Origin of the sequence: Stutzerimonas degradans (genome assembly GCF_024448505.1) — a bacterium.
In the GTDB taxonomy this organism is placed as follows: Bacteria; Pseudomonadota; Gammaproteobacteria; order Pseudomonadales; family Pseudomonadaceae; genus Stutzerimonas; species Stutzerimonas degradans.
The window spans coordinates 160,121-173,094 of sequence record NZ_JAMOHV010000007.1 but is presented as its reverse complement, the minus strand read 5'-3'; the positions used below and the strand labels follow the sequence as shown (position 1 = coordinate 173,094).

The following is a 12,974-nucleotide window of genomic DNA, read 5'->3' as shown; positions in this document are numbered from 1 at the left end:
AAAAGGAGCTCGCCCAGCAGGGCGAAACCAAGCGCTCAAGCGACTCGCCAATCGCCTGGAAGCAAAACGTAATTTTTCGCCTCGTCGAGAACGTCACCTATGAAAAGGCCGCCCAGCGGGCGGCCTGTCGTGTGCGCGACGTTTACTGTTCTACCTGTTCCACCGCCGCCAGGTATGCCGCATCGTTGGGCTTGCCCGCGTCTGGGGCCTCGTGATCCTGCGCGATGATGCGCAACACATTGCGCAGCATCTGTTCGCGCCGGGCGTCCCGTGCCTCGCGTACCGCTGCGTCGGCGACGTAGTGCTCGACGGCGTCTCCGGCTAGCGTGCCCTGCGCCACCAGCAGGCGCTCTAGGCTGTCCACGCGGTCGGCGAGGACCGATACCTCGCCAGCCAGCCCCATGAGCATCGCCAGCAGCTTGTCCACCGCGGGGTCATCGAAGAAATACGGGCGTGCGCCCTTGGCCTTCCTCGGCAGGCTGTAAGGGGATTGTGCTGTCATTTCCAGGCTCCATAGACGTACCACTGACCGCCGCCGCCGAAATCGCCGCCCTGAAACACGTGGGTGTAGCGCTGGCTCAGCTTCGATTCGAATGCACTGGGCGCGAGGATTTCGAACACCTTGTCGCGGGCGAAACCGGCTGCGCTGCAGTCGGTGACAGGGTCGATCAGGTGGCTGCCGCGCCAGAACGGCTCGTTGTTGTTGCGGGTATCCCAGTCGAGCATGAAGGCATCGTAGGGTGGCAGGTCCTTGTAGGGCGGCGTCTCGCCGTGGAGCATCACGCCGCCGTCACGCAGCACGCGATAGCACTCGCGGAAGATGTTGCGCGCCGCCTTCTTCGAGGTTTCGTGGATCAGAATGCTGCCGTTGACCACGTCGAAGTGGCCGTCGGGGAAATCCAGCTGCTCGGCGTTCATCTGGATGAAGTGCACCTTGACCCCGAGGGATTCGGCACGCGCATGGGCATAGCGCAGCACCGGCGCGCCGACGTCGATGGCGTACAGTTCGGCCTCGGGGTAGTACTCGGCCCAGGCCAGGGTGGAGTGGCCCACCGTGCAGCCCAGGTCGAGGATGCGCTGTGGCTTGAACTCCGGGTGGTTTTCCTTCAGCCACTTGGCGGTGGAGGCGCCGATATCGTCGTTGAACGGTCCCATGCGGCCCATCGAGTAGATGTACACGGCGCGGTCATAGACGGCCCCGGCGGCAACATCGTCGGTGCCGAACTCGGAGTGATAGCCGCCGGGCATGCAGTGGATGTCGATCGCGGTGTGGTAGTCGGGAATCTTCAGCTCGGGGTTGAGCGTCAGGCTGCCCAGTTCCGGCTTGGCGCGGGTCTCGCGGGCGGCCTCGACCAGGCCGGGCAGTTGCCGCTCGACCGGAATCTGCACCGAGTTCCACATCATTTCCTGGCTGCAGCGCTGCAGACTGCTCCAGAAGCGGTAGTACTCCTCGCGCTTCATCAGCCGTTCGATGTCCACCAGGCTCGGCTCCTGGCCCTTGGCCTGCAGCTGCGGCTCGACCTTTTCCTCGTAGACCTTGCGGTTGCCGGGCGAGACGTGCAGCGCCAGGTACTGCTTGAAGGAGCGCACGAACTCCTGGCGCGCCTCCTCGTCGTGGGTCATGTCGACCAGGACGTCGTGCCGATATTGCGTTGTGGTGTCGTTTATCGTCTGCATCGCGTTGCACCTCGTCGTTCAAGCCGTCGTTGCCGGTGTCCCGGCCTGTTGAAAGAACGTGCGGATCACCTGCGCCATGTACTGCGGCTGCTGATCCAGCACATAGGCCCCGGCTTCCAGTTCCAGCACTTCGGCGTCCGGCCGCGCCTGGCAGGCGCGCTGGAAGTAGGGGTGAAGCACATCGCCGTCGCCGCAGATCAGCAGCAGCGGGCAATCGACCTGCGCCAACCAGGCAGGGAAGTCCTGGGCGAATACCGCCGCGTAGGCCTCGTGCCAGCGATCCCCGGCGATCAGGGTGTCGATGGCCTCGCGAGTGGCCAGCGCCGTCGACGGTGGATAGGTGATCGGTTGCTGGTCGAGGTGGGTGACGCGCTGCCACACCTCGGCCAGATGGGTGGCATGATCGTCAATGGTCAGCGGTTTCACCGCGCTGTCGCGCCAGAGACTGCGCTCCTGTTCGGTGAGCTGTACCGGCCCGATCATCGCCAGCCGGCGTACCCGTTGCGGGTGCTGCGCCGCCAGTTGGCAGGCCAGGGCCGCGCCCGTGTGATGGCCGAACAGGTTGAAGCGCTCGATGCCCAGCGCGTCGATGGCTTCCAGCAGGGTGCGGACGTAGTAGTCGGTGGTGGGAACCACCGGCGGCCGGTAGGACCCGCCGAAGCCCGGCGTATCGAGGGCGTAGAGCGGGGCGAGGTCGCCGAGCTGCTCCATGACCGCCTGGTACATGGCCGAGGAGCTGGCCGTCTGGTGCAGGAAGACGGTCGGCACGGTCTGCCGGCCGGCGACGTAGCGCAGATGAATCTGCCCGTGTGCCACATCCACGTAGGTTTTCTTCACCGTCGACATGGCTTCACTCCAGCCCCAGCGCGCCGGGGTTCATCAGGCCCTTGGCATCCACCGTGCGCTTCATCTGCTCGAGCAACTGGCGGGTGCCGGTGTTGCCGATGGAGCGCTGGAAAGGGTAGTACTTGCCCAGCTGCAGGTGGCAGGCACCCAGCTCGAAGTACAGCTCGCGCAGGCGTTCGCGCAGCCCGAGGGCGACCTCGCGGGTTGCCGGGTCGGCCGGGATGGCACCCCAGTCCTTGCGGTACGACGGTTCGATGAGGTCGAGGCGGAACTGCCCGAGTTCATCGAACCAGTACAGGCTGGGCTCGATGACGAATTCAGCGCCGGAGAAGCAGGTCAGGTACGAATACTTGATGTTGTGGCGCTGCATCAGCTCGGCGTTCTCGGCGAAGAAGCGCTCGGTGGTGAGCGCCGCATCCACCGCGCGCGACAGCGGGAAGAAGCCATGCACCGGGATCCACACTTCGCCCCGGCTGCCCAGCAGGATGGTGCGTACCCCGCCGAAGGGCTGGGAGCGGAAGGCCAGCGGAATGGCGTTGCCGATCGGCGCGCCGCCATTTTCACCGACGATGGTTTCGGCGATCAGCAGCATGCTGGCGACGGCTTCCGGGGTCGGGCCGTCCACCGCGATGTGCAGCGAGTAGTTGACCTTGCTCAGCAGCTTGCGGCCCTGGGTGGCGATCTTCACCGCATTCTTCAGGCCGCTGAGCAGGCTCTTGCTGGAGGTTGTCACGTCGGCCAGCACCGACAGGCCTTCGCCGAGGGTGAAGCCCTTGTCCTCGAAGCCGGCGTTGTAGAACGGATCGAAACCGTAGCACTCGCTGGCGATGCCCTCGCGGGCGATGGCCGTCTGCGCCTGCAACATGGCTTGCAGGGTTTCGAAGCCGTAAGACGCGCAGAGGGTTTCGGCGGGCATCTTGATCAGCCGCAGACAGGCCTCGACCTTCAGGCCGAAGGCACCGGTATCGGCGGTGAACAGGCCGGTCAGATCGGGACCGAAATGCCGGTAGAAGCCGTTGCTGTGCAGATGGGCCGAGGAGCCGGTCTGCACCACCTGACCGTCGGCGAGGATCACCTTCAGGCCCAGGCAGCTCTCCGCCGCCGTATGGTGGATGCCCGAGCCGTGAAACAGGCTGTTCTGCGACAGCGCGCCGCCAACGGTGGCGTACATGCCTGACAGCGGGCCGTAGTAGGGGGTGCGCAGGCCCTTGGCCTTCAGCGCCTCGTAGAGTTCGCTCCAGGTGCAGCCGGTCTGCACCCGCACGTACATGTCCTGCTCGTTGATCTCCAGGATGCGATCGAGCCCGCGCAGGTCGACGATCACGCTGCGCGCGCGGGTCGGCACATAGCCGCGGGTGTAGGACATGCCGCCGCCGCGCGGCACCAGGGCGATGTTCTGTTCGTGGCAGTAGGCGACCGCCTGCGCCAGCGCCTCTACCGTGGTGGGCTGGAGCACGGCCCCGGCGATGGCCTCGGGCTGGAAGCTGAGGTCGGTGGAAAAATACTGACGTGAGGGTTCGTCCGCCAGCAGGGCGTCCTGGCCGAGGATCTCACGCAGATCGTGGAGGTGGTGGCTGTCCAGCATGATCCAATTCCTTGTGCGGGCGCTCGTTCTGGCGCGCATGGTCGTGGCGTTCGATTCGTGCAAAAAAGGCGAGCCTTCCCTGGCTCCAGGCAACACGACCCCAGGATCAGCCCAATGCGTCGTCCGCCAGCGGCCCGCTGAAGCGCTCGATGGAACCCGGCTCGATGTAGCGCTGCCAGTTGTCGAAGATTTCCCGGCCGGCCAGGAAGCCCTCGAAGATGGCGTGGTCCGTGCGCCGGGGCGTCACGCAGTCGCCGACCCGGTGTACGTTGGGCAGCGCCGCCTTCAGGTCGAAATAGAGCTGCTGCTGCGGCAGGTGACGGATGCACAGGACGATGCTGTCGAAGCCGGCGAGGGTTTCCTCGTCCCCGGTGTAGAGGTTGAAGATGTCCACATCCGCGCCGCGGATCTGGTTGACCCAGGCGTTCAGCGTGTAGGTCAGGCCCTGGGCGAACAGGTTGGCGTAGATCACGGGCTGGTCCAGGGTCACGCCGAGCTTGTGGAACAGCGCGTTCCAGCGCGTCAGCACATGCACCTGGTGGCCGTTGTCCACCAGCAGTTCGGTGATGCCGGCGGAATAGCGGGTGCCTTCGTCGTCGATCACCAGCACCCGCTTGCCCAGGCGCTCCGGGTGGTCCAGCACATCCAGCGCGGTGAACACGTGGTCGGCGTCGATGCCGGGAACCCGCTCGACCAGCGGGTTGATGTCCGAATAGCCGCTGCGGTCCGGCAGCGATCCGGTGGCGACGATGACGCCGTCCGGTGCCAGGGCCTGCACCGATTCGACCGTGGCCGTGTGGTTCAGGCGCACGCTGACGTCGGCCTTGGTCATGTGCACCTTGAGGTCTTCGGTGATCCAGGCGAAGGAGTCGCGCCGCGGCATGCGCACCACGTAGTTGACCTGGCCGCCCAGCTCGCCGGACTTCTCCAGCAACGTGACGCGGTGGCCGCGCTTGGCCAGCCCTTCCGCGGCCTTCATGCCGGCTGGCCCGCCGCCGACCACGACCCAGTGCTTCTGCGCGGTGGCCGGTTTCAGCGTCTGCGGACCGAATACCTCTTCGCGACCGGTGGCCGGGTTGATCTGGCAGGTCATCGACGTGCCCTGGAACAGCCGGCCGACGCAGCCCTGATTGCAGCGCAGGCAGTGGTAGATCTCGTCCTCGCGGCCTTCGCGGGTCTTGTTGGCGAATTCCGGGTCGGCGATCTGTGCGCGGGTCATGGCGACCATGTCGGCATCGCCGCGCGCCAGGATGGCTTCGGCCTCGCCAGCGCTGCCGATGCCGGAGACGCAGAATACCGGGATGTTCACCGCGCGCTTCAAGCGTGCGACCGGATTGACCAGCCAGCCGTTGGGCACGTCGTACGGCGGCATGATGTAGGTGGCGGACTGGTACACCCCGGCGGTAGCCATGATGTAGTCGATGTCGCCGGTGGCTTCGACGGTGCGTGCCACCTCGATCCAGTCGTTGACCTCCATGCCGCCCGGGACCATCTCGTCCATCGACAGGCGGATGCCGACGATGAAATCGCGGCCGACCCGCTCGCGCACCGCACGGATCACCTCCAGCGGAAAGCGCATGCGATTCTCGAAGCTGCCGCCGTATTCGTCGTCGCGCTTGTTGAACAGCGGCGAGATGAACTGGTGCAGCAGGTAGCTGTGCGCCAGGTGCACCTCGACGCCATCGAAGCCGGCGAGCTTGGAGTACTCGGCCGAGCGCACCCAGCCCTCGACGATTTCGTCCATGTCGCTGCGTTCCATCGCCTTGGCCATCTCGCCGAACACCGGCGACTTGATGTTGGAGGACGACCACAGCACCCGGTAGTCATCCATCGCGTGGGTTTCGCCCATCACGCCGAAGTGGTTGAGCTGGGCGAAGATGTGCGAGCCGAGGCGGTGCACGGTGTCGGTCAGCGCCCGGTCGCGCTCGACCATCTCCTCCCGGTAGCCGTATGAGTAGCCGCGGCAGAAGGTGTTCGAGGTGGGGTGGATCAGCCGGTTGCCGGTGATCATCAGGCCGATGCCGCCGCGCGCGCGGGCGGCGTGGTAGTGGATGTCGCGGTCGTTGGTCAGGCCGTCCGGCGAGTTGAACGACATCGCGTGGGCGGACTGCATGATGCGGTTGCGCACGGTGATGTTGCCGATTTGCAACGGCTGGAACAGGTTGGGATAGCGTTCGACAGTCATGATTGTTCCCTCGTCAGGTCAGGTCGGCGGCGTGTTCAGGAAGCACGCGTGATCAGGGTCTCTTGCCACTGGAGGTCGAAGCCCTCCAGTTCGCCCTGCTCGATGAAGCGGTTGGGGGCGTCCAGCAGCTCGCGTCCGGCCAGCATCGCTTCGTAGAGGCTGTCCTGCAGCGGGCGGGGCAGGCGAGCGTCGCCGATGCAATAGAGCCGCTCCACGCGCCCGAGCAGCTGGTGGTACAGCGTGTCGTTGGCACGATGGCCGGCAGCGATCACGAAGCTGTCGGCCTGCAGCCGCGCTTCGTCCTGGTCGGTGAACAGGTTGAACAGCTGCGCAGTACCACCCTCGATGCGGCGCACCCAGCTGTTGAGCGTGTAGCGCAGGCCCTTGGCGAACACATGCCGGTAGTTCACCGGCAGATCGAGCGTGAGCGCGAGATTCGGCGACAGCGCGTTGAAGCGGCTGACCAGATGCACCTCGTGGCCGCGGTCGAGCAGGTACTCGGCGGTGCCCAGGGCATAGCGGCCGCCGTCCTCGTCGAACAGCACCACGCACCTGCCCAGCGGCGCCTTGCCCTCCAGCACCTCGACCACGCTGAACACGTTTGCCTGTTGCATGCCGGGGACCTGATCCACAGCCGGTCGGGTGGAGGTGAAACCGGTCTTCAGCGGCGTGGAGCCGGTGGCGACGATGACCCCGTCGGCGTCGTGCGCGACGATTTCGTCGGCAGTCATGCGTGTGTTCAGGCGCACGTTCACGCCCGCCTTGTGTAGTTGCCGCTGCAGGTCGCGGGGGATGAAGCCGAACTTGTGGCGACGTGGCAGCATGGCCGCCAGGTTGACTTGCCCGCCAAGTCGTTCCGATGCCTCTACCAGCTCGACCGCATGACCGCGGTTGGCCAGCTCCAGCGCCGCGCGCATGCCCGCCGGGCCGCCACCCACCACCAGCCATCGACCCGGCGCGGCGGCCGGCTCGATGGTGTGGCTGCCGAAGCGCTGTTCGCGCCCGGCGGCGGGGTTGACCACGCAGGAGATGGCGTTGCCAGCCATCAGCCGGGCGATGCAGGCCTGGTTGCAGCGGATGCAGTGGTTGATCTCGTCCTCGCGACCTTCGAGCAGCTTGTTGGCGAAGGCCGGGTCGGCGATCTGTGTGCGGGTCATGGCGATCATGTCGGCGGCGCCTTCGGCCACCAGTGCCTCGGCCTTCTTCGGATCGACGATGTGCCCGACGATGAACACCGGGATGTCGCGGATGGCCTGAACCGCCTTGCGCAGACGGGCGCCGTCCTCCACCAGCCAGTCTTCGGCGTAGTCCCCAGGCGGAATCTGGTCGGCGTGGGCGGCGTAGGTTCCGGCGGTCGCGCTGACGTAGTCGATCAACCCGGTCTCCACCAGCTTGCAGGTCATCTCGATGGCGGTATCGGCCTTCATGCCACCCACCGTGCATTCATCCATCGAGATGCGAATGCCGACGACAAAATCCGGCCCCACGGCATCGCGCACGGCCTGCATGGTCTCGATCGGGAAACGGACGATGTTGTCCAGCGTGCCGCCGTATTCGTCGGTGCGCTTGTTGTAGACGAAGGACAGAAACTGCTGGTGCAGGTAGCCGTGGGAGTAGTGCAGTTCCACGCCGTCGAAGCCGGCGGCTTTGGAGTTGAGCGCCGTCTGGGCGAAGTGCTCGGAGACTTCGCGCATCTGTTCGCGGGTCATCTCCCGCGCCCATTCGTTGTAGGCCGGCGACTTCATCGTCGACGGTCCCCACAGTTCGCGGTAATCGTCCAGCGCGCCGCTGCGACCCTGCGGGCCGAAATGGATGATCTGCGCGATGATGTGGCCGCCGAACGCGTGCACGGCGCGGACCATCTCGGCGTCGCGCTCGATGATCTCCGGGCGATTGCCACGCGCCAGCGAGCGGTTCGGGCCGGTGGAGCTGGGATGGGTGTGGCGCGCGCCGGTGACGATCAGGCCGATACCGCCCTTGGCGCGCTCAGCCTGGTAGTAGATGTCGCGGTTGTTGGTCAGCCCCGAGCCGGAATGAAAGCCCTTGGCATGCGCGGTCTGCATCAGCCGGTTGCGCACGGTGATGGAGTTGATCCGCAGGGGTGAAAACAGATGCGGGTAGGCGATTTCGCCCGGTTTCTTGTTGTTCTCGGTCATGTCGGCTACTCGTTGTGCCTTGGGGCGGAAGTCAGTCGAAGCAGGCGTCGGGTGACGCCTGTCGGTGCGGTTTCACGGGTAGTTCGGGCTGGCGATGCATTCGCCGACCAGCACCTGGCGGCCCCAGCCGGCATCGGCCTGGCCATCGGTCAGCGCCAGGGGCTGCAGGGCGAAGACTTCGCCAAGCTGGTTGTCGCCCACCACCATGCTGCGCGTGCGCCAGAGCTCGGCGTCGGCCGGCAGCCGCTCCAGATCGGGGTCGACGATCAGCGCCAGCAGCCCGCCGCGCGCGCGCTTGCCCTGGCGTACCCGCTCGAGGATGTGGATCTGGTAGTTCACCGACTGGTCTGCGGCGGCCGGGTCGACGCCCCAGAGTCGCGACCAGTTGGCGGCGAATTCCGCGACCACGGGAATGTGGAAAACCTCCTGTGGCGCGACACCCTTGGCCGGGTGCAGCAGGTCGAAGTGGGTCCAGCGCGGGCGGTCGCCGGTGGCATCGGCGAGCTTCCAGTTCTCGTACCGGTCGATCTGCGACACGGAGTTGAAGAACGGGTTGTCGACGCCGCGCAGCCAGGGGTTGTACCCGCGCCGGTCGGCGTCGTGGCGGATCACGTAGGTCAAGACGATCATCTGGTCACTGAACATTGTTATTCCTCGGCGCAACCGGGCCGGTTGCGCGTGTGAGCGATCAGGCTATGTGGGGGCCGCGGCTCAGCGCAGCACGTTGTCGCCGCTCATGAAGACGAACACCCGGCTGAAGCGACCGTTCTCGACGTACCAGAAATTGCAGTTCTTCAGGCGCGTTTCGTTGCCCTGGTGATCCTTGAGATAGACGTTGAAGCGCGCACAGACCGTCTGGGTCTGCTCGTCGGCAGCAACCTCGAAATCGCCGTGCCAGATCTCCTCGTAACCGGAAAACAGGTTCTCGAACATCTTGCGCACCCCGGCATGGCCGCTGTGCGTCAGGTTGTCGGTCTGGATGGTGAACTGCACATCCTCGTTGCAGCAGTCGAGCACTGGCTCCATCGCCTTGCGATCGACGTTGGCGAAGTACTTCTGGGTGGCCAGTTCGATCAGCTCGTCACGGGTCAGCTGGGACATGATTTCCTTCCTCTCTTGTTCTTGTTGTCAGCGAGTGAACGCGTGGTAGGCGGCATCGTTGGGGTTTTCCGGTGCCGGATAGGCCTTGCGGCTGGGCTTGAGGCCCAGGGTCAGCATCAGCTCGCAGAGCTTGTAGGCCACCTGACCGGGGTTGATCACCGGGATGGGCAGGCGCTCGCTGAGGTAGGCGTGGGACTGGTGCATGGTGGTCGAGCCCAGCACGATGACATCCGCGCCGTCTTCCTCCATTGCCAGACGTGCTTCGGCTTCGAGCTTGGCGAACACCACTTCTTCCTTGCCGCCCAGTAGCTCCTTCAGGTCCGGACGCGTCTTGATCGAACGGATCGAGGCCACGCGAGGCCACAGCTGGTATTCGGTGAGGGTCTTTTCGTAGAGCGCGAACCACGGTTCCCACATGGTGATCACGCTGAATTTCTTGCCGAGCATGCAGGCCATGTGAAACGCCGACATGCCGGGTGCAACCACCGGGATATTCAGACGCGAGCGCAGGGCAGCCAGGCCGGAGTCGCTGACGGTGTCGATGCACACTGCGTCATAGCCTTCTTCCTCGGCGCGCAGACCCGCCTCGACCACGGAGAAATCCATCAGCAGGACGTCGTAGGGGCTGTCGGCCAGCGAGGCCCCACGGACGACCGGTACGAACTCGGGGTGAAACCCGGGAAGAATCAAGTGAGGTGGAAGCTGGCTGGCCCGATTGGCCGCGGCAGCCTGATCCATAGGGATCGGGATGATGATTTTTATACGATTCGTCATTGCGGCTCCTCGCTATTTCATTCAACGGTCCTCTGACCTGAATTAGCAAAGAGCCTGCCAACTATTAAATTATTGATTTTAAAGGTGAATTCTGAATTCTTCGGATTTCAATTTGAAAGGAAGCGGCGCAGGTTGAAATCGCAGCGTGACCGGTGCGTCAGATTGCGAAGTGCCTCCTGATCGTGGCGCCGATTCCGGGGGAGGGGTGGCCGATCGATTGATACTGACCTGTCTCTAGCGAAAAGTGCCCTCCGTAAGCGCCGATTCAGGGCGTCCAATGTGGCAAAACATGAGAAATACTTCGCAATACCTCGCGCTTGTGGCGTGACGCTTCGCCTCACTAGAGTAGCGGGGTGACACCGGGCCCCTCTGGCGGTTTCGTACCGCGATGTCGGAGTCACAGTCGTTTTGACTATGACTGAAAGGAGGGGCTCGATGACTGCCCTAGAACCGTTTCTCCTTGCCGAATTTCTCGGCACGGCCACTTGGCTGTGGCTGGTTTTCATCGCCGTTGTGGTGTCGCTGCTCGCCTTCGATCTGGGAGTCCTTCACCGGGACAATCACGAAATCGGCGTGCGCGAGAGCCTGCTGCTGTCGGCGGGCTACATCAGCGCCGGTCTGCTGTTCGGCCTGTGGGTGTATTTCCAGAAGGGCAGCGATGCCAGCATGGATTACCTGACCGGCTTCCTCATCGAGAAATCGCTGTCGATGGACAACGTCTTTCTCATGGCCACCATCTTTGGCTTCCTGGCGATTCCGCGGCAGTACCAGCACAAGGTGCTGTTCTGGGGAATCATGGGCGTGCTCGTGCTGCGGGCGTTGATGATCGGTCTGGGCGCGACCCTGATCCACGAATTCAGCTGGATTCTCTACGTGTTCGGGCTCTTCCTCGCCGTGACCGGTCTGAAGATGCTGTTCAGCAAGGTTGATGATCACCCGGATCTCGAGCGCAACCTGCTGGTCAGGTTTCTGCGCAAGCATCTGCGGGTCACGAACACACTGCACGAGCAGCGCTTCTTCGTGCGTCAGCCCGACGCGACGGGCAAGCCCGTACTGTGGGCGACGCCGCTGTTCCTCGCGCTGATCCTGATCGAGTGTGCCGACCTGGTCTTCGCGGTCGACAGCGTCCCGGCGATTTTCGCCATTACCCAGGATCCGTTCATCGTCTATACGTCGAACATCTTCGCCATCCTCGGGCTTCGGGCGCTCTATTTTGCGCTCGCCGCGATGATCCATCGCTTTGCGTACCTGAAATACGCACTGGCGCTGGTACTGGTATTCATCGGCGCGAAGATCTTCCTGGTAGGCATCATCGGCAAGATTCCGTCGGTCATCTCCTTGAGCGTGACCGTCGCATTGCTGGCCGGAGGCGTCATCGTGTCGATGTACAAGACCCGGAACGTGCAGCCCGGTGGCACGGCGGCTGACGAAGGAGAGCGCTGAGCGCGGCGACGGGCAACAACGCGTGGTGAGAGCGTGTACTAGCCTCTGGCCGGAACGCTTTCGCTGCCCGCGAAGTCTTCACTGCGAGAGTCGGCTCGCGGGGTTCTACAATCGAACCTACTGCCTCAACCGCCCCGCAGCGTCATATGACGAGGATGTGATGACAATCGCCAATCAGCAATTCGCCAGCGACAACTATTCCGGCATCTGCCCCGAAGCCTGGGAGGCCATGGCCCGCGCAAACCAGGGCCACGAAAGGGCTTATGGCGACGACCAGTGGACCACGCGCGCGGCCGATCACTTTCGCCAGCTGTTCGAAACCGACTGCGAGGTGTTCTTCGCCTTCAACGGCACGGCGGCCAATTCCCTGGCGTTGTCGTCGCTTTGCCAGAGTTACCACAGCGTGATCTGCGGTGACATCGCTCATATCGAAACCGACGAATGCGGTGCCCCGGAGTTCTTCTCGAACGGCTCCAAGCTGCTGCTGGCCCCGACGGAGCAGGGCAAGCTGACGCCGGCGGCGATTCGCGAGGTCGCGCTCAAGCGCAAGGACATCCATTACCCCAAGCCCCGCGTGGTGAGCCTGACCCAGGCCACCGAAGTCGGCACCGTCTACCAGCCCGACGAGCTGCGTGCGATCAGCGCGACCTGCCGGGAGCTCGGGCTGCACCTGCACATGGATGGCGCCCGCTTCGCCAACGCCTGCGCGCACCTGGGTCTGTCGCCGGCGGAGCTCAGCTGGAAAGTTGGCGTCGACGTGCTCTGCTTCGGTGGCACCAAGAACGGCATGGCGGTAGGCGACGCCATCCTGTTTTTCAATCGCGAACTGGCGACCGATTTCGAGTACCGCTGCAAGCAGGCCGGTCAGCTCGCCTCCAAGATGCGTTTTCTTTCGGCGCCCTGGGTTGGCCTGTTGGAAAACGGCGCCTGGTTGAAATACGCCGAACACGCCAACCGCTGTGCCCGGCTGCTGGCCGAGCTGATACAGGACCTGCCGGGCGTCGAGCTGATGTTTCCGGTGCAGGCCAACGGCGTCTTCGTCAGCCTGCCGCCAACCGCGCTGGACGCGCTGAGAAGTCGCGGCTGGATGTTCTACACCTTCATCGGGGTCGGGGGGGCGCGGTTCATGTGCTCTTGGGACACCAGCGAGGCCCGCGTGCGGCAGCTGGCCGATGACATTCGCGCCGCGGTCACCGGCACCCTGTAG

General features: G+C 64.4%; 11 protein-coding genes. 2 read left to right on the top strand and 9 right to left on the bottom strand.

Annotated features, from left to right (window positions below):
* Nucleotides 1–142: 142 nt before the first annotated feature.
* From NAV27_RS11600 to NAV27_RS11560, 9 genes are all read right to left on the bottom strand, one after another.
* On the bottom strand, nt 143–502 hold the full coding sequence (locus NAV27_RS11600) for a hypothetical protein (RefSeq protein ID WP_102828293.1): 360 nt from the start codon (nt 500–502) through the stop codon (nt 143–145).
* Nucleotides 499–1,677, bottom strand: coding sequence for a class I SAM-dependent methyltransferase (locus NAV27_RS11595; protein WP_102828294.1), 1,179 nt, complete (start codon nt 1,675–1,677; stop codon nt 499–501). The genes NAV27_RS11600 and NAV27_RS11595 overlap by 4 nt, the downstream gene beginning before the upstream one ends.
* 18 nt (nt 1,678–1,695) lie before the next feature.
* Nucleotides 1,696–2,523, bottom strand: coding sequence for an alpha/beta fold hydrolase (locus tag NAV27_RS11590; protein WP_102828295.1), 828 nt, complete (start codon nt 2,521–2,523; stop codon nt 1,696–1,698).
* Nucleotides 2,524–2,527: 4 nt separating this feature from the next.
* A complete protein-coding gene (locus NAV27_RS11585; RefSeq protein ID WP_180981421.1) occupies nt 2,528–4,108 on the bottom strand; it encodes an FAD-binding oxidoreductase in 1,581 nt (526 codons plus the stop codon).
* 106 nt (nt 4,109–4,214) lie between these two features.
* Entirely contained in the window at nt 4,215–6,293 is a 2,079-nt protein-coding gene (locus NAV27_RS11580; protein ID WP_102828297.1) for an oxidoreductase, read from the bottom strand.
* A gap of 35 nt (nt 6,294–6,328) precedes the next feature.
* Nucleotides 6,329–8,449: an oxidoreductase gene (locus NAV27_RS11575; RefSeq protein WP_102828298.1), complete on the bottom strand. Its 2,121-nt coding sequence runs from the start codon at nt 8,447–8,449 to the stop codon at nt 6,329–6,331.
* A gap of 72 nt (nt 8,450–8,521) precedes the next feature.
* Nucleotides 8,522–9,094 carry a hypothetical protein gene (locus tag NAV27_RS11570; protein WP_102828299.1) on the bottom strand — a complete coding sequence of 191 codons (573 nt, stop codon included), beginning with the start codon at nt 9,092–9,094 and terminating at the stop codon, nt 8,522–8,524.
* 66 nt (nt 9,095–9,160) lie between these two features.
* Nucleotides 9,161–9,550 carry a nuclear transport factor 2 family protein gene (locus NAV27_RS11565; protein ID WP_102828300.1) on the bottom strand — a complete coding sequence of 130 codons (390 nt, stop codon included), beginning with the start codon at nt 9,548–9,550 and terminating at the stop codon, nt 9,161–9,163.
* 27 nt (nt 9,551–9,577) lie between these two features.
* Nucleotides 9,578–10,324 (bottom strand): aspartate/glutamate racemase family protein, encoded by a 747-nt coding sequence (locus NAV27_RS11560; protein ID WP_102828301.1) that lies wholly within the window; start codon nt 10,322–10,324, stop codon nt 9,578–9,580.
* Nucleotides 10,325–10,759: 435 nt separating this feature from the next.
* On the opposite strand from NAV27_RS11560, the gene NAV27_RS11555 reads away from it, so the two are divergent.
* Together NAV27_RS11555 and NAV27_RS11550 are read left to right on the top strand one after the other, a co-directional pair.
* A complete protein-coding gene (locus NAV27_RS11555) occupies nt 10,760–11,767 on the top strand; it encodes a TerC family protein (protein ID WP_102828302.1) in 1,008 nt (335 codons plus the stop codon).
* A gap of 160 nt (nt 11,768–11,927) precedes the next feature.
* Nucleotides 11,928–12,974, top strand: coding sequence for a threonine aldolase family protein (locus tag NAV27_RS11550; protein ID WP_102828303.1), 1,047 nt, complete (start codon nt 11,928–11,930; stop codon nt 12,972–12,974).

Excerpts from the sequence above, each read along its gene's own strand:
- NAV27_RS11600 (WP_102828293.1), bottom strand. The coding sequence starts at position 502 with ATGACAGCACAATCCCCTTACAGCCTGCCGAGGAAGGCCAAGGGCGCA.
- NAV27_RS11595 (WP_102828294.1), bottom strand. The coding sequence starts at position 1,677 with ATGCAGACGATAAACGACACCACAACGCAATATCGGCACGACGTCCTG.
- NAV27_RS11590 (WP_102828295.1), bottom strand. The coding sequence starts at position 2,523 with ATGTCGACGGTGAAGAAAACCTACGTGGATGTGGCACACGGGCAGATT.
- NAV27_RS11585 (WP_180981421.1), bottom strand. The coding sequence starts at position 4,108 with ATGCTGGACAGCCACCACCTCCACGATCTGCGTGAGATCCTCGGCCAG.
- NAV27_RS11580 (WP_102828297.1), bottom strand. The coding sequence starts at position 6,293 with ATGACTGTCGAACGCTATCCCAACCTGTTCCAGCCGTTGCAAATCGGC.
- NAV27_RS11575 (WP_102828298.1), bottom strand. The coding sequence starts at position 8,449 with ATGACCGAGAACAACAAGAAACCGGGCGAAATCGCCTACCCGCATCTG.
- NAV27_RS11570 (WP_102828299.1), bottom strand. The coding sequence starts at position 9,094 with ATGTTCAGTGACCAGATGATCGTCTTGACCTACGTGATCCGCCACGAC.
- NAV27_RS11565 (WP_102828300.1), bottom strand. The coding sequence starts at position 9,550 with ATGTCCCAGCTGACCCGTGACGAGCTGATCGAACTGGCCACCCAGAAG.
- NAV27_RS11560 (WP_102828301.1), bottom strand. The coding sequence starts at position 10,324 with ATGACGAATCGTATAAAAATCATCATCCCGATCCCTATGGATCAGGCT.
- NAV27_RS11555 (WP_102828302.1), top strand. The coding sequence starts at position 10,760 with ATGACTGCCCTAGAACCGTTTCTCCTTGCCGAATTTCTCGGCACGGCC.
- NAV27_RS11550 (WP_102828303.1), top strand. The coding sequence starts at position 11,928 with ATGACAATCGCCAATCAGCAATTCGCCAGCGACAACTATTCCGGCATC.